At 39.1% G+C, this 17,953-nt stretch carries 13 protein-coding genes; all 13 read left to right on the plus strand.

Annotated features, from left to right (window positions below; translation table 11 throughout):
* Positions 1–194: 194 nt before the first annotated feature.
* The 13 genes from gltB to ACE1TG_RS13050 all read left to right on the plus strand — a co-directional run bounded on the left by gltB (position 195) and on the right by ACE1TG_RS13050 (position 17,914).
* Entirely contained in the window at positions 195–4,817 is a 4,623-nt protein-coding gene (gltB, locus tag ACE1TG_RS12990; RefSeq protein ID WP_375052817.1) for a glutamate synthase large subunit, read from the plus strand.
* Between the two features lie 124 nt (positions 4,818–4,941).
* Positions 4,942–6,426, plus strand: coding sequence for a glutamate synthase subunit beta (locus ACE1TG_RS12995; protein ID WP_375052818.1), 1,485 nt, complete (start codon positions 4,942–4,944; stop codon positions 6,424–6,426).
* Positions 6,427–6,818: 392 nt separating this feature from the next.
* On the plus strand, positions 6,819–7,553 hold the full coding sequence (locus ACE1TG_RS13000; RefSeq protein ID WP_375052819.1) for a YveK family protein: 735 nt from the start codon (positions 6,819–6,821) through the stop codon (positions 7,551–7,553).
* Positions 7,543–8,196, plus strand: a complete 654-nt coding sequence (locus ACE1TG_RS13005; RefSeq protein ID WP_375052820.1) for a CpsD/CapB family tyrosine-protein kinase — start codon at positions 7,543–7,545, stop codon at positions 8,194–8,196. Before ACE1TG_RS13000 ends, ACE1TG_RS13005 begins: the two co-directional genes overlap by 11 nt.
* 375 nt (positions 8,197–8,571) lie before the next feature.
* Entirely contained in the window at positions 8,572–10,398 is a 1,827-nt protein-coding gene (locus ACE1TG_RS13010; protein ID WP_375052821.1) for a polysaccharide biosynthesis protein, read from the plus strand.
* A 19-nt stretch (positions 10,399–10,417) separates the two neighbouring features.
* On the plus strand, positions 10,418–11,296 hold the full coding sequence (gene galU / locus ACE1TG_RS13015; protein ID WP_375052822.1) for a UTP--glucose-1-phosphate uridylyltransferase GalU: 879 nt from the start codon (positions 10,418–10,420) through the stop codon (positions 11,294–11,296).
* A gap of 27 nt (positions 11,297–11,323) precedes the next feature.
* Positions 11,324–12,478 (plus strand): glycosyltransferase family 4 protein, encoded by a 1,155-nt coding sequence (locus tag ACE1TG_RS13020; protein ID WP_375052823.1) that lies wholly within the window; start codon positions 11,324–11,326, stop codon positions 12,476–12,478.
* A complete protein-coding gene (locus ACE1TG_RS13025; protein WP_375052824.1) occupies positions 12,463–13,581 on the plus strand; it encodes a glycosyltransferase family 1 protein in 1,119 nt (372 codons plus the stop codon). Before ACE1TG_RS13020 ends, ACE1TG_RS13025 begins: the two co-directional genes overlap by 16 nt.
* Entirely contained in the window at positions 13,578–14,462 is an 885-nt protein-coding gene (locus ACE1TG_RS13030; protein ID WP_375052825.1) for a glycosyltransferase family 2 protein, read from the plus strand. The genes ACE1TG_RS13025 and ACE1TG_RS13030 overlap by 4 nt, the downstream gene beginning before the upstream one ends.
* 26 nt (positions 14,463–14,488) lie before the next feature.
* Entirely contained in the window at positions 14,489–15,565 is a 1,077-nt protein-coding gene (locus ACE1TG_RS13035; RefSeq protein WP_375052826.1) for an EpsG family protein, read from the plus strand.
* Between the two features lie 19 nt (positions 15,566–15,584).
* The gene (galE, locus tag ACE1TG_RS13040) at positions 15,585–16,652 is read left to right on the plus strand and encodes a UDP-glucose 4-epimerase GalE (RefSeq protein ID WP_375052827.1); all 1,068 of its coding nucleotides are present in this window, start codon (positions 15,585–15,587) and stop codon (positions 16,650–16,652) included.
* Positions 16,653–16,683: 31 nt separating this feature from the next.
* Positions 16,684–17,283, plus strand: coding sequence for a sugar transferase (locus ACE1TG_RS13045; protein WP_375052828.1), 600 nt, complete (start codon positions 16,684–16,686; stop codon positions 17,281–17,283).
* 1 nt (position 17,284) lies between these two features.
* On the plus strand, positions 17,285–17,914 hold the full coding sequence (locus ACE1TG_RS13050; RefSeq protein WP_375052829.1) for an acetyltransferase: 630 nt from the start codon (positions 17,285–17,287) through the stop codon (positions 17,912–17,914).
* Positions 17,915–17,953 lie beyond the last annotated feature (39 nt).

Raw genomic sequence — 17,953 nt, forward strand, 5'->3', positions numbered from 1 at the left:
AGAAGTTTTATAAATACTAAAATGACAGCGTTTACAATGATCGATTTTGCATACTTATGTATGTAAATAACTTATCTGAATTTTGAGTTAAAATTGAATTTATGATATACTGAAGGACACCGTTTTAATAGAAAGCTAATCTTGGCTTTGTAAAGATTGAATAAATAGCACCACAAAAGAGAGGAGTTGTTGTGATGACAAGAACTAAAAATGGATTTCCTGAAGCGCAGGGATTGTATCATCCTGATATGGAACACGAAGCATGCGGTATTGGGATGATTGCAAATATAAATGGCGAAAAGACACATAACATCGTACAAAATGCGATAAACATTCTGTGTAATTTAGAGCATCGTGGTGGTCAGTCAGCTGATACAAGTACAGGCGATGGTGCTGGTATACTTACACAGATTCCTCATCGATTTTTCCAAAAGCAATGTGAAAAAGAAAATATCACTTTACCGGAAGCTGGTGAATATGGCATTGGGATGACTTTTCTCCCGCAGGACCGTGAGACCAGACTGAAGAGTAAGGAAATATTTGAAAATATTATTCGTGAAGAGGGGCAAACCTTTCTAGGCTGGAGGCCAGTGCCAATAAACGAATCTTTTATCGGAAAAGTAGCGGCGAAGCGGAAGCCGTTTATCCGGCAGGTGTTCATTCAGAAATCGGATGAACTTGCTGACCAAATGGCATTTGAACGTAAACTGTATGTAATTCGAAAACGGGTGGAAAAGGAACTTGCCAGCCTAACAGGATTTGAGGACGTTTATGTTAGCAGCTTATCAACCCGCACAATTGTGTATAAGGGTATGCTTATTCCTGAACAGTTGGATTCCTTCTATATTGATTTAAACCATCCGAATTTTAAATCCGCGTTAGCATTAGTACACTCTCGATTTAGCACGAACACCTTCCCAAGCTGGAAACGGTCACATCCAAACCGATATACGATTCATAATGGTGAGTTTAATACATTGCGAGGAAACGTGAATTGGATGCATGCACGTGAAAAGCTTTGTTCGTCAGCGTATTTTAGTGATGAGGATATAGAGAAAATATTGCCAGTTATTGATGACGATGGAAGTGACTCATCGATTTTTGATAATACATTTGAATACTTACATTTATCAGGCCGTTCACTTGCCCATACTGCAATGATGATGGTGCCGGAGCCATGGGCCAATGATGAAGCGATGAATCAGGAAAAACGCGACTTCTATGAGTATCACAGTACATTAATGGAACCATGGGATGGACCTGCAGCACTAGTATATACAGATGGCAATCAGATTGGTGCATGTTTGGACCGAAACGGGCTAAGGCCGGCTCGTTATTATGTTACAAAAGGTGGCATGATTGTACTTGGATCAGAAGTAGGTGCACTGGACATTTTTTCTGACGAAGTCCTGTATAAAGAACGGCTGCATCCAGGGAAAATGCTGCTCGTTGATCTGGAAAAGGGAACCATCATTCCAGATGAACAAATAAAAATGGAAATTGCAGCTGAAGAGCCATATAAAGATTGGCTTACAAATATGAAAAATCTCGAGGATATTCCTGAAACCACGGTGAAGCAGCCACCGTATCGTGAAGATTCCTTATTGGAACAACAACTTGCATTTGGCTATACACGTGAAGAACTAAATAAGATTATCAAGCCACTTGTCAGCGATGGAAAAGATCCGATTGGGTCAATGGGCTATGACTCGCCGCTTGCTGTCCTTTCACAAAAACCGCAGCTTTTATATAACTATTTCAAGCAGCTTTTTGCCCAAGTAACCAATCCGCCAATCGATGCAATCCGTGAAAAGATTGTAACCATGGCACAAACAACCATCGGAGCAGAAGGGGACCTTGTTAATCCGGGGCCCACGAGCTGTAAGCATATCAGGTTGAAAACACCTATTGTAACGAATGATCAGCTTGAGAAACTTCGTGCAGAGCATGTGCCTGGATTCAAGGCAGCAACGTTGCCCACGCTTTTTGATGCAAAAGAAGGCAGCTTAGAAACATCGCTTAATCTTCTTTTCGACAAAGCAGACGAAGCTATAGCTGATGGTACGACACTGCTGATTTTATCTGATCGTGGTGTGAAGAATGATAAAGCTGCTATACCGGCATTATTGGCAGTTTCCGGATTACACCACCACCTGATTCGTAAAGGTATTAGAACAAAAGTCAGCTTGCTGGTAGAGTCAGGCGAACCAAGAGAGGTACATCACTTTGCTACACTAATAGGTTATGGAGCAGAAGTGATAAATCCTTATTTGGCGTTTGACACAATTGGTGATCTCGTTGAAAAAAATGATATTGAATCTGTTTCATCTGAGCATGAAGCAATTGACCAGTATATTTCCTCAGTTACGGACGGTATTATTAAAATTTTGTCCAAAATGGGAATCTCAACAATTCAAAGTTATCGTGGTGCTCAGATATTTGAAGCAGTTGGTATCCGAAACGATGTGATAGACAAATATTTTACTCGCACAGCGTCAAGACTTGGCGGTATCGGGTTGAGTACAATTGAACAAGAAGTCCTGCTCCGTCATCAGACAGCATATACTGAAAACCGTGGCGGTAACAAGGCATTAGCTGCAGGAGATGAATTCCAGTTTAGAGGAGATGGCGAGGACCACCAATATAATCCAAGTACCATCCATATGCTGCAGCATGCATGCCGGACGAACAGCTATGATGTTTTTAAGAAGTATTCCAAGCTGCTGACTGACGAACGAAACAATTTGCAGTCACTTCGCGGATTAATGCGGTATAAAAAACAAGCATCAGTACCGATCGAAGAGGTTGAATCAGTAGAAGCTATTTGCGCGAGGTTTAAAACTGGTGCAATGTCATATGGAGCAATAAGTCAGGAAGCTCATGAAGCACTGGCTGTTGCTATGAACCGGATTGGCGGAAAAAGTAATTCTGGTGAAGGTGGCGAAGATCCGAATCGTTTCACACCTGATGCTAACGGTGATACGAGACGGAGTTCCATTAAACAGGTTGCATCTGGCCGGTTTGGTGTTAATAGTCATTACCTTGTCAATGCAGATGAAATTCAAATCAAAGTAGCTCAAGGTGCGAAACCTGGCGAAGGTGGACATCTTCCAGGCAAAAAGGTGTATCCGTGGATTGCCGAAGTTCGTGGATCAACACCTGGCGTTGAATTAATTTCACCACCACCTCATCATGATATTTACTCGATTGAGGATTTGGCCGAGTTGATTCATAATTTGAAAAACACAAATCCGGAAGCTCGAATTAGCGTTAAACTTGTATCTGCAGTTGGTGTTGGCACGATCGCTGCCGGTGTAGCAAAAGGCCGTGCGGATCATGTATTAATTAGTGGTTATGACGGTGGAACCGGTGCAGCTCCAAGAACCAGCCTTAAGCATACAGGGCTTCCATGGGAAATCGGACTTGCTGAAACCCATCAAACGCTTTTACTGAACGGTTTACGTGACCGTATTGCTGTGGAAGCTGATGGAAAAATGATGACTGGACATGATGTTGTATATGCAACATTACTTGGTGCAGAAGAGTATGGATTTTCAACAGCACCACTCGTTGTCCTAGGCTGTGTAATGATGCGGGTTTGTCATTTGGATACGTGTCCGGTTGGCGTGGCAACACAAAATCCGGAATTACGTAAAAAATTCACAGGTGATGCAGAGCATGTTGCTAACTTCATGCGATTTATTGCACAGGAAACACGTGAGATTATGGCAGAGTTAGGATTTAGAACAATAAACGAAATGGTTGGTAACACCGATTCGCTGGAAAGAAATGAAAATATTGATCACTGGAAAGCAAAAGATGTTGATTTATCTGCACTTCTATATCAGCCAGATCTGCCAGCAAAGGTCGGTCGATATAACAAGATCAAGCAAGATCATGGAATCGAGAAAACTCTTGATTATCAAGAACTCATTCCAAGTTGTCAGCGGGCAATAGATAAGAAGGAGCCTGTACAGTTCACAACAGCGATACGTAATATTAACCGGGTAACTGGCACGCTGCTGGGAAGTGAAATCACTCGCCGTTACGGTGAGGAAGGGCTTCCTGAAGACACTATAGATCTCACTCTTAAAGGGTCCGCTGGTCAAAGCTTTGGAGGATTTATTCCACGGGGTATGACGTTACGCCTTGTTGGAGATGCCAATGACTTTGTTGGAAAAGGGTTATCAGGTGGAAAAATCATTGTACACCCTGATACAGTTGCAACTTTCCAGCCAAAAGATAATATCATTGTCGGAAATGTTGCTTTTTATGGGGCATCAGCCGGTGAAGCATATATTGAAGGAATTGCCGGAGAACGCTTTTGTGTTAGAAATAGTGGCGCTAACGTCGTTGTAGAAGGAGTTGGCGGACATGGCTGCGAGTACATGACTGGCGGGAAAGTGGTTGTATTAGGTCAGACTGGTCGTAACTTTGCAGCAGGTATGTCAGGAGGCGTTGCTTATATCTATGATGAGGAAGGTACGTTTCATGACAACGTGAATCCTGAACTGGTAAGCGTAGATCCACTAACGAATCAAGCAGAAATAAATGATATTCGGGAAATGATTGAACGGCATATCCTTTATACTGGAAGTAAACATGCTAAACGAATACTTGCATATTGGGAGACTTACGCAGCGCGTTTTGTCCGTGTTATCCCTAAATCATACGTTAAGATACAGAATCGGATTCAGGAACTTAAAAATAGCGGGTTAACGAAATTTGATGCTGAAATGAAGGCGTTTGAAGAAAGTAAAAATGGTGTAAGCATAGTGAAAACAGAAATAGAAAAATTGCAACCTGTAATGAAATGACTTTGGTTTAAGAGCCACATCGAATGTTTTGAAATAAAGTGAGCACAATCAAGCGAATGAAATACACAATAGTTAAGAAAAGAGTCTAACTATAAACGAATTACACAAAAGAAGGAGGAGTCTAATGGGGAAACAAACTGGATTTATGGAATATAGCCGACAAGCACAAAAAGAACGAGACCCAGCCGAACGTACAAAAGACTGGGTCGATTATACAAAACCATTGTCAGAGCAAGAAGTCCAAGAGCAAGGAGCACGCTGTATGGATTGTGGCGTTCCAACATGCCATACCGGAATGGAAATCAATGGCGTAACAACCGGTTGCCCTGTTTACCACCTTATTCCTGAATGGAATCATCTAGTTTATGAGGGTAAATGGAAGGAAGCATTGGAACGTGAACATGAAATGAATAATTTCCCTGAATTCACTGGAATCGCATGCCCTGCCCCATGTGAAGGAGCATGTGTGTTAGGTATAAATGAACCACCTGTGGCAATTAAGACAATCGAACGTTCAATTATTGAAAAAGGATTTGACGAAGGATGGGTTGTGCCAAATCCTCCCGATAAACGTACAGGGAAGAAAGTGGCAGTCGTCGGATCAGGCCCAGCTGGACTTGCCGCGGCTGCACAGTTGAATAAAGCAGGGCATACCGTTACGGTATTTGAACGCAGTGATCGTGTAGGTGGATTATTAACATATGGAATTCCTGAGATGAAACTATCATACGAGATTGTAAAACGCCGTGTGGATATTCTGGAACAAGAAGGTATATCATTTATAACAAATACCGAAGTTGGTAAAGATATAACAGTTTCTGAGCTTGAATTAGATTACGATTCTACTATTCTATGCGGTGGCGCTGCTGTTCACCGAGATATTGAAGTAGAGGGCAGTAAACTAAAAGGTGTTCACCATGCGATGGATTTTCTGCATGCAAACACAAAAAGCTTGCTTGATTCCAACTTAACAGATGGCAATTATATCTCAGCAACTGATAAAGAAGTTATTGTCATTGGTGGCGGAGATACTGGAACTGACTGTCTTGCAACATCAGTTCGTCACAACTGTAAGAGTCTTACTCAGTTTGACATTTATGATAAAAAAGGATTAACACGTGATGAGGAAACAAACCCATGGCCCCAATACCCGGTGATTCACCGAGTTGAGTACGGGCATAAGGAAGCGGCAAGCACGCTTGGGGAGGATCCTCGTGCATATACAGTTATGACTAAGAAATTTGTTGGCGATGATAATGGACATGTTAAAGAAGTTCATACGGTCAACGTAAAACTCCGTTATGAAGGCGGGAAGAAGATTCGTGATGAAATACCAGGTACCGAAAAAGTGTGGCCAGCCGATCTTGTTTTGATTGCAATCGGCTTTACCGGTCCAGAACAAGGCTTGTTGGATCAGCTTGATGTTGAGCGCACCCCAAATTCTACCGTCAAAGCTGAGTATGGAGAATACACAACAAATGTCGATGGCGTGTTCGCTGCTGGTGACATGCGCCGCGGCCAGAGCCTGATTGTATGGGCTATTAATGAGGGACGTGAAGCCGCACGCGAATGTGACCGATATTTGATGGGCGAAACCGTATTACCATAGAATAAAGCACCTCCAACTGGGGGTGCTTTTTTTGTGTTAAAAAGTATAAATACGTTCTTACTGGATAACTGAGCATTAGGGGGTATAGGAAAGCAAAATACGCTTTCTTAAAGATCCTTTTAATAATAAGCCAGGTTTACTAATGGTTAAAAACATAATAAAAATGATGATAGCGGCATATGTTCTTTATTAAGTATAATTTAGCAAAAAAGTTCACACTTTTTTTGAAAAAACTGTTGACTTGTTCACTATAAAGAACTAAACTAAGTATTAATAACAAAAATTATATCCTCATTGGTGGGGAGAATTTTTTTGGAATAATTGTTCTTTATAAAGAATATAATGTGCTTTATGCAGTATACATTAAATTATAGTTAAGGGTGGTTGGGCTATTGAGCAGATTAAAACAAAATCGTTACATAGATAGAAGAACAGCTAAAGAGGTAAATTTAAAAGATTTTATTATTCTAATTAAAAAGAGGTTCTGGATTATTGTCTTGATTACCATTATCACTACTTTGGCTGGACATTTTTATACAACTAATAACAGCACTCCACTTTATCAAACATCAACAGATGTCATTATTGGCTCAGAGGCGGAATCGATGAGTACGATTATGGTGATGGTTACAGATCCACTCGTTATGAATAAGGTTAAAGAAAACCTAGGTTTATCACAGTCATCTGGAAGTATCAAAAGTCAGATAGAAGTACAAAGAGTGGATAATTCTCAAATAATTAATATTGCTGTTACGAATACTGATCCGCAATTGGCTGCTGCTATTGCTGATTCAACAGCAGTGGCATTTAAAAATAGAGTAGCAAACATACTTGAGTTTAAAGATGTACAGATATTAAATGAGGCGGCAGTGAATGCTGCACCAATAAATGGGAATCAAAATAAAACCGTTATCATTGCGTTCGTATTTGGAATTATTGCTGGAACGGGATTGGTGTTTTTACTGGACTCCATGGACGACACAATCAGTAAAGAACTTGAAATCGAGGAAGTTTTAGGAGTACATGTACTTGGAACGGTTTCCAATATGAACAAGAAGAAATTAACGGCCCAGCAAACGAAACAAAAACAACTTGAAATCAGAGGTGAAACCGTTGATGTTAAATAAAAGGACGCAAACAGCCAAGCTAAAAAAACAAAATCTTATCACATACACTAGTTCTAATTCCATTATTTCTGACCAATTTAGAACGATACGCACAAATATTAAATTCTTAACGGAAGAGAAAGAAAAAAAGACTTTTCTTATTACCTCTCCAGAATCAGGTGAAGGAAAAACAACGTTAATCACAAATCTCGCAGTTTCCATGGCCCAGCATAAAGAGAAGGTATTATTGATAGATGCGAACCTGCGAGATCCAAATATCCATCATGTCTTTAAAACATCAAATGAAATCGGCTTAACTGATGTACTTACTGGTAAGACATCGCTTGAAGAGGCAACTTATATTCCTGGAATTGGAAAATTAAAGGTACTTACAAGTGGTTCCACATTGGTTAATCCTGCTGAATTACTAGGAAATGAGTTAATGATAGATCTATTAAAGAAAGTAAAAAGTGAGTACGATATGGTGCTAATCGATTCTCCCACTGTATTAGGTTCCACTGAAACCAGGATACTGGCGAATTTATTGGATGGTGTTGTTTTAATTTTGCAACGTGGCAAGACGGGAATGGAGAAAGCTATTGAGGCACAAAGGGTTTTAGATCTTGCCCATGCAGAAATAGTTGGTGTAATTGTAAATAAGTAGTTATAATGATTATTTTTTTAAACAAATTGTTCTTTATTAAGAATTAAATGATTAATTTTATTTGTTATTAAGAAATCTTGGTGATGCCTACTAGCCATTATCGATGTAGGCACTCGATCATGCTGTGGGTTTATCCAATATAAACCTTAGACGCCAGTCGTCGGTGGTGTGGTGTGAGGGCGGGTTAAATGCCCATACATACATAACTTTAGCAGTTAAGAAAGTATAATGCTTTCTTACTGCATAAGTGCAACTAAGGCTTGCACTCCAGCGTATAAGGGGTTCTAAGAAAGCAAAATACGCTTTCATAAGAATCACTTTAACGATAAGCCAAGTTTTCTAAAATTTATTATCTTAATAGAAAGGAGGACATGTATGACGTACCGGCAAAGATTATCTCTATTTATTATTATTGACTCGTGTATTGTATTATCAGCTATATTTATTAGCAGCTTCCTCGTTAATGCCAGTATTCATGTTATAACTTTACCGTTAACTGTAATTTCAATAGCAATATTGTTGTGTCATTATTTTTTCTCTATAAAATACAAACTTTATAAAAAAGTCTGGGAATATGCCAGCACGAAGGAATTACTGATTATTTTTAAAATTGTATCTTACTCGATTCTGACTGCTGTTATTATTCAGCTTACTTTTCTGCAAGAGATCTCATTCAGATTATTAGCTGTTACATGGCTGCTTGATATGTTTCTGATAGGGGGTTCACGGTTTGTATGGAGATTGTACCGTGACACAGTTATGAATAAGCAGGAAAATAAAATTAGGACGTTAATTATTGGTGCAGGATCAGCAGGGACAATGGTTGCAAGACAGCTATTGAAACATAATGAGGGCAACCTCTTACCAGTTGCTTTTATCGATGATGACAGCCGGAAACATCAGCTCGATATACTAGGACTCCCTGTTGTAGGTGGAGTAAAGCGGATAGCAGAATGTGTGGAAGAATTTGAGATTGATAATATCATTATCTCGATTCCTTCCCTTAGTAAGAAAGACCTGAATATCATTTTTCAAGAGTGTGCCAAGACAAAAGCTCAAACAAAAATTCTTCCTTTACTTGAGGATTTGATCACAGGAAAAGTTTCTGTTAACCAATTTCGTGATGTTCAGGTAGAAGACCTGCTCGGGCGTGATCCTGTAGAAATGGATATTGAGAGTATTTCAGACAGTATTAGAGATAAGGTTGTTCTGGTAACAGGTGCTGGAGGTTCCATTGGATCTGAAATATCAAGACAAATTTCGGAATTTAACCCAAGGCAGCTTGTGTTGCTTGGTCATGGTGAGAACAGTATTTATACGATTGAGCTGGAGCTTGAAGATAAATATAAAGATGGAGAAATAGATTTTGTAACAGAAATAGCTGATATACAGGATGCCAAGAAGATGATGTCGGTGGTCAGTACATATAATCCTGACGTTATCTATCATGCTGCAGCACATAAACATGTACCCTTAATGGAACGTAACCCGGAAGAAGCAGTTAAGAATAATATTATCGGAACAACAAATATTGCTCATGCTGCACATTTAAATAAGGTTGACACATTCGTAATGGTATCAACAGATAAAGCAGTCAACCCGACAAGTGTTATGGGTGCTTCAAAGAGGCTTGCCGAAATGGTCATTCAAGATATGGATCAAAATAGCAGTACAAAATTTGTTGCAGTGAGGTTTGGCAATGTATTAGGAAGTCGCGGAAGTGTCATTCCACTGTTTAAAAAGCAAATTGAAAAAGGCGGCCCGGTAACAGTGACCCACCCTGACATGGTTCGCTATTTCATGACTATCCCAGAAGCGTCGAGATTAGTTATTCAGGCTGGTGCATTGGCAAGAGGTGGGGAAATCTTTGTGCTGGATATGGGGGATCCTGTGAAGATAGTTGAGCTTGCAAGAAATCTTATCAAACTATCAGGTAACTCCATTGATGAAATTGGATTAGAGTTTACTGGAATAAGACCAGGTGAGAAGCTTTTTGAAGAATTGTTAAAAGAAGATGAAGTAAATGAAAAGCAAGTGTACTCCAAGATTTATATCGGAAAAACAACAAGTATTTATGTGGAAGATATTGAAGAAATCGTTTCAAATTATTCCAGATTCGAAAGAGATACGCTCAGGAAAAAATTAATAAATCTCGCAAATAATGATGTGGTACAGGAACAAAGAAAAGCTATTTCATTATAAGGGCAGGGGGCAAATCAAAATGAAAGTAAAAAAAGCCATTATACCAGCAGCAGGATTAGGAACAAGATTTCTTCCGGCAACGAAAGCAATGCCAAAAGAGATGCTGCCTATTGTTGATAAGCCAACGATTCAATACATTGTTGAAGAAGCCATTGAATCAGGGATTGAAGATATTATTATCGTAACAGGTAAAGGGAAAAGAGCTATCGAGGATCACTTTGATAATTCGTTTGAACTGGAGCAGAATTTATACGATAAAGGGAAGTTCGACTTATTAAATGAAGTACAAAAATCCTCAAAAATGGTGGATATCCATTATATTCGCCAAAAGGAACCTAAAGGCCTTGGCCACGCAATCTGGTGTGCACGTAAATTTATCGGAAATGAACCTTTTGCAGTGCTGCTGGGAGATGACATCGTTAAATCTGAAACACCATGCCTGAAGCAACTGATAAATCAGTATAACCGGTATAATGCCTCAATCTTAGGCGTACAAACAGTTAAAGATGAAGATGTCACAAGGTATGGGATAGTAGGCGGGAGCATGATAGAAAACCATCTATATAATGTTCATAACCTGGTAGAAAAACCAAATCAGGAAGATGCACCATCCAGTTTGGCCATTTTAGGCAGATACATTCTAAGCCCTCAAATCTTCGAAATTCTGGGTAATCAAAAACCAGGAACCGGCGACGAAATACAGCTGACAGATGCTATCGCAGAGCTTAATAAGCATGAAGCGGTATATGCATATGATTTTGAAGGAAGACGCTACGATGTTGGGGAGAAGATGGGATTCATTCAAACAACCATTGAATTAGCATTGGATCGGGAAGATTTGCGTAAAGACTTATTGGATTATCTTTCAACAGTTGTCGAAACAGAATTAACAAAATAAAAACTATAGTGAAAGGGGGGGATGTTCATGACGAAAAAAATACTGTACTGTGCGACAGTTGATTATCATTTTAAAGCGTTTCATTTGCCTTATATGAAGTGGTTTAAAGAACAAGGGTGGGGTGTTGATGTTGCTGCAGCGGGAAACATAAATTTACCGTACACAGATAATCAATATAATATTCCTATTGAACGAACCCCTTTTAGCAAATCAAACATAGAAGCCTATAAGCAGTTAACGAAGGTCATGAGTCAGAATAATTATGCTATTATTCATTGTCACACCCCCCTAGGAGGAGTGCTTGCCCGACTCGCTGCAAAGCAGACAAGAAAACAAGGAACAAAGGTGATCTATACAGCACATGGGTTTCATTTCTGTAAAGGTGCACCTCTTATAAACTGGCTTGTCTATTATCCGATTGAAAAGTATTTATCTCGTTACACAGATAGTTTAATCACGATTAATCGGGAAGATTATAATATTGCCACCAAGCATCGATTTAAAGCAGAACGAACAGAACAAATTCATGGCGTAGGAGTAGATACCGTCCGTTATAAGCCGATCGATGAAAATAAACGGGCAGAACTGAAAAAGTCATTTGGCTATCATGCCGATGACTTTTTATTATTTTATGCAGCTGAGTTTAATAAAAATAAAAATCAGCAATTTCTCCTTCGCTCGTTAGCTTTACTAAAAGAAAAAGTGCCAAATGCAAAGCTGCTGCTTGCTGGAGAAGGTGCTTTATTAGAGAGCTGCCAGGAATTAGCTAATAGCCTTGGAATAAGCCACATGGTTGATTTCCTTGGTTTCAGGAAGGATATTGACCAGCTTCTGCCAATGTGTGATATAGCAGTTGCATCAAGCTACAGAGAAGGGCTCCCTGTCAATGTTATGGAAGCAATGGCCTGTGGTCTTCCTGTCGTAGCGGTTGATAATAGAGGGCATAGAGAACTTGTTCAAAATAATAAAACAGGCTGGTTATTAACTGATTGGGAGCCGCTGGCGTTTGCTAATAAAATCATAGCCCTGTCAAGTGCAGTCGATATGAAGCATCAGCTCGGACAAAATGGAAGGAATGCAATTATCGCAAAGTATTCTACAAATAAAGTGTTGGCTGAGAAAGAAATAATTTATCGATCCTATATGCAGGAAGAGGGTGAACCGGTATGGGCAGCCCATTAAGGGTATTACATGTTGTCGTTAATATGAACAGAGGTGGTGCTGAAACCCTAATCATGAACCTCTACCGAAACATAGATCGTTCAAAGGTACAATTTGATTTTTTAACGTGCAATGAGGGGGTCTTTGACTCAGAAATAATAAGCATGGGTGGAAAGATTCATCGTATCCCTTATGTTACCGAGGTCGGACATATCGGTTTCAATCGTGCACTGAATCAATTTCTGCAGCAACAACAAGAGTATAAGATCATCCACTCCCACATGGATAAAATGAGCGGATTTGTGTTAAGAGCTGCTAAAAAGATGAATATCCCAGTAAGAATTGCTCATAGTCATAATACGGAAAGTGAAGGCGGGTTTACATCAAGAACGTATAAATGGTACGCAGGCAGCAAAATTAATGCATATGCAACACACTATTATGCTTGTTCGCATGCAGCAGCTAAATGGTTATTTAAAAGTAAATCTGGAGAAGCATTTGTCCTGAAAAACGGAATTGAAACAGATAAATTTAAATTCTCACAGCACACCCGTAATACTATCAGAAAAGAACTGAAACTGGATAAAGATACGCTGGCCCTCGGTCATGTTGGCAGAATGGCACCTCAGAAGAATCAATTACAGTTAGTAGATATCTTCGCAGGTCTAAACAAGCAGATAGCAAATTCTGTTCTGCTAATAGCTGGTGAAGGGCCACTAAGGAAAGAAATTGAAGCAAAAATTAATGCTTTAAATTTAAACGGCAAGGTTAAATTACTGGGGGTACGGGATGACGTTGACGCACTCCTTCAGGCGATTGATATTTTTGTTTTTCCTTCGATACATGAAGGTTTACCAGTAACCTTAATAGAAGCTCAAGGTGCTGGTCTTCCATGTTTAATCGCTGACACAATAACCAAGGAGGCTGATATGGGATCAGGCCTTGTCGATTTTCTGCCATTAGCAGATACAGCCAGTTGGATTGAACGTGTTGTAAGTTTGGATAAACAAATCAGACCCAGAATAATCGATTACCATGCCTTATCGGAAAGCGGCTATGACATAAAGGAGACAGCCGGGCAAACACAAGCATCCTATCTGGCATTAGGAGAAGCGATAATATGAAACAGCTAACTGTATTTACACCTGCCTACAACCGAGCATTTTGTCTCCATGTTTGTTATGAAAGTCTGAAACGCCAGTCATGTAAAGACTTTATTTGGCTAATTATTGATGATGGGTCAACTGATGATACCGAAGACCTAGTAAAGACATGGATTAAGGAAGGCATCCTTGAAATAGACTATTATCACCAGGAAAACCAAGGGATGCACGGTGCACATAACACTGCTTATGAAAGGATTAATACAGAATTAAATGTATGTATTGATTCAGATGATTATATGCCAGATGATGCTGTGGAAAAGATTCTATCATTCTGGAATAAATATGGAAGCAATAGTGTTAGTGGGATTATTGGTCTTGATTCGGACAGCAACAATCAAATAATTGGGTCTATTTTGCCGGATCATATTAAGTCCTCTACGTTGTTTAACCTGCATTACAAACATGGGGTGACAGGTGATAAGAAGCTTGTTTACCGTACAGAATTAACCAAAAAATATCCATATCCGATCTTTCAGAATGAAAAATACGTTGGTCTAGCATACAAGTATTACATGCTTGATCAGGAATATGAAATGTTATTGATGAATGAAGTACTATGCTGTGTTGAATATCTTCCAGATGGTTCTTCGCGAAACATGCTTCATCAATATCGCAGGAATCCAAATGGCTTTTCCTTTTATCGTAAAGAATTAATGAAGATACCATTTGCGGGTTTTGTATTTAAATTTAAGCAAGCGATCCACTATGTATCCAGCAGTTTATTAGGCCGTAATTGGTCATTTTTACAAGAAACACCAAACAAAATACTTACTGTACCCGCGTTGCCGATAGGATTTCTATTATATCTTTATATAAAAGCCAAAACGAGGACAGTTTAATGTTTTAGATTGAAAGGAAACTTCAGATGACAATATTATGGATGAACCTTGCCGTCGTTTTCAGTTTTTCTCTATTTGCACGATACTTTGCGTCCCCTGCACGAAGCGTCGAATCACCTGTTCCTATCAAACCGAATAAAGTATTGGTGTTTGGAGCATTAGCGTCATTAGTAGTTGTATCAGGGCTTCGTTCAAATATTGGAGATACTTATGTTTATAGGAGAATATATGAGCAAAATGAATTTTCCTGGGATTTCATTCTAGCCCAAAAGGATATCGGATTTGGCATTTTACAAAGATTATTAAAGACGTATATATCAGAAGATCCGCAAATTATGATCTTTACCGCAGCTTTAATAACAAACGTGCTTATTGTAATAATTTTATATAATTATTCCAGGATGATTGAGATTAGCCTATACGTTTATATAACGGGTGGGCTATTTTTAGTATCAATGAATGGAATAAGACAGGTGCTTGCAGCCGCAATTGCCTTTACAGCTACAAAATATTTAATTGAAGGAAGCTTTGTGAAGTATGCTTTGATTATTATTTTGGCATCTTTATTTCATCAAAGTGCACTTATTTTATTACCAATTTACTTCTTAGTAAGGTTCAAAGCATGGTCAAAAGCTACCGTGGTATTGCTTATCCTTTCCGTATTTATTGTTATCGGATATGAGCAATTTTCGACGATATTATTTTCAACAATAGAGGATACACAGTATGGTCATTACCAAAGCTTCTCTGAAGGCGGGGCTAACTTTTTGAGGGTTGCGGTAGCAGCAGCTCCCATCGTTATTGCTTACTTAGGGAGAGATAAACTGAGGCGCATATTTCCTGAAAGTGATTATATTGTAAATATGGCGATACTTGGATTGGTCTTTATGATAATCTCAACACAAAATTGGATATTTGCCAGAATTTCAATTTACTTTGAACTTTACAATATAATTCTTATTTCATGGGTTGTAAAAGTATTTACGAAGAAGGATCAAAAAATTATCTACTTTGGGATTGTTGCGTGTTACCTTGCTTATTATTTCTTTGAAAATGTTATTAATCTCAATATTTTATATGAAAGTGACTATTTAATCTGGTAGCTGAAAGGAGGAGAATTTAATGGCTATTCTAGTAACAGGTGGAGCAGGATATATTGGGAGTCACACATGTGTGGAGCTTCTTAATGAGGGGTACGAAATTATTGTCTTGGATAATTTATCGAATAGTAATGATGAAGCATTAAGACGTGTAAAAGAAATCACTGGAAAACAGTTTAAAGCATATAATGCTGATTTACTGGATAAAGAACACGTTACTGAAGTATTTAGTGAAAACAAAATTGACTCCGTTATTCACTTTGCGGGATTAAAAGCAGTTGGCGAGTCAGTTACCAATCCACTTCGCTATTATCAAAACAATATTACAGGAACGATTACTTTGTGTGAAGTGATGCAACAGTATGGTGTTAAAAAACTTGTATTTAGTTCATCAGCAACTGTATATGGCGCTTCGGGTAACGTGCCTATTACAGAAGAAGCAAGGATGGAAGCGACAAATCCATATGGCCGTACAAAGCAGATGATTGAGGAAGTCTTAAGGGATGTATATCGTTCAGACAACGAATGGAGTATTGCGATACTAAGATACTTTAATCCAATCGGAGCTCATAAGTCTGGTCGTATTGGGGAAGATCCAAATGGCATTCCAAACAATTTAATGCCATATATAGCACAAGTTGCAGTAGGAAAAAGACAGCAACTAAACGTATTTGGGAATGATTATCCAACAAGAGATGGAACAGGTGTCAGAGATTATATCCATGTAGTCGATTTAGCCGCCGGTCACATAAAAGCCTTAAAAAAGATACAGTCTGCCGATGGTGTTGATGCATACAATCTTGGAACCGGCAAAGGTTATAGCGTACTGGAAATGATCAATGCCTTTGAAAGGGCTACAAATCAGACAGTCCCATACCAAATTGAAGAGCGGCGCCCAGGTGATGCTGCAATATGTTATGCAAACCCGTCAAAGGCACGAAAACAGCTCGGCTGGCAGCCAACCCGAGACATAGATGCTATGTGTGAAGATACATGGCGCTGGCAATCTAATAATCCGAATGGTTATGAAATAGTTAATGAAACAAATAAAGCAAGTAAATCTCCGGTGCATCATGCAGCGGATTTTTAATGCCTAAATAATCTCTGGGAGTGAGAGGTGAATGAAACGTCTGTTGGATAGTGTCATTTCGATAATGATTGTTACCCTGTTTTCTCCATTAATTATTGTATTGGCGGTAATTATTCGGATTCGAATGGGAAGACCGATATTATTTAAACAAAAGCGTCCAGGATTAAATGGTAAACCCTTTTATCTATATAAATTCAGGACAATGACGAATGGATTGCAGCAAAACGGTAAGGAATTGGCCGATGAAGTCAGGTTAACATCCCTAGGGAAGTTCCTAAGAAAGTATAGCCTGGATGAATTTCCGCAGTTGTTCAATGTACTAAAGGGGGATATGAGCCTGGTTGGGCCACGGCCATTATTAATGGAATACTTACCGCTTTACAACAAGGAGCAATCATTTCGTCACTCTGTGAAACCAGGCATTACTGGATGGGCACAAATTAATGGCAGAAATGCAATTAGCTGGGAAGAAAAGTTCAGACTTGATGCGTGGTATGTCGAAAATCGATCATTATTTCTTGATTGCAGAATCCTGCTGAAAACTTTTCTAAAAGTAGTCAAAAAAGAAGGAATCACGGGCAGGGATTCTGTTACGATGGAAAAATTTAATGGCACGAAAGAAGTGCTTTAGCATGAGTGTCATTATTATAGGCGATGGTGGACATAGCACAGTCATACAGGAGATGTTATTTCCCAACATAAACTATCAAGTCACTGCTATTCTGGATGATAAGTATAAACGCGGATTTAAACAAAATGGAATTATTTATGCACCGATAGCGTACTTAGCTAAATTACTTCAACATGATACACGAGTAGTGGTTGCTATTGGAGAAAATAAAATAAGAAAGAAACTAGCAGACCAAGCAAATTTACTTCCTGAGCAATTTTTATCGGTTATACACCCAACAGCAGTTGTCAGCAGGTCTGCTGTAATTGGGTATGGAACTGTGATTATGCCAAATGCTGTCATTAATGCAAATGCCAAAATAGGGATGCATTGTATTATTAACACTGGTGCAGTGATTGAACATGACAACAATATCGGGGACTACACACATATTTCACCAAACGCAACGTTGACAGGGAATGTCACTTCAGGTGAAGGGGTCCATGTTGGATCGACAGCTACAATAATCCCCGGAAAGCATCTTGGCAGCTGGTCCGTAATTGGTGCAGGATCTACAGTGATCGAACATATACCAGCATATAGCAAGGCTGTAGGAAGCCCGACAAGAATAATCGAACGCATTATGATTTAGAGAGGGTGGTGGTTGTTTGACTAAGTCGAGAATTAATTT

Source organism: Virgibacillus sp. JSM 102003, assembly GCF_041949995.1.
Lineage (GTDB): Bacteria > Bacillota > Bacilli > Bacillales > Amphibacillaceae > Lentibacillus.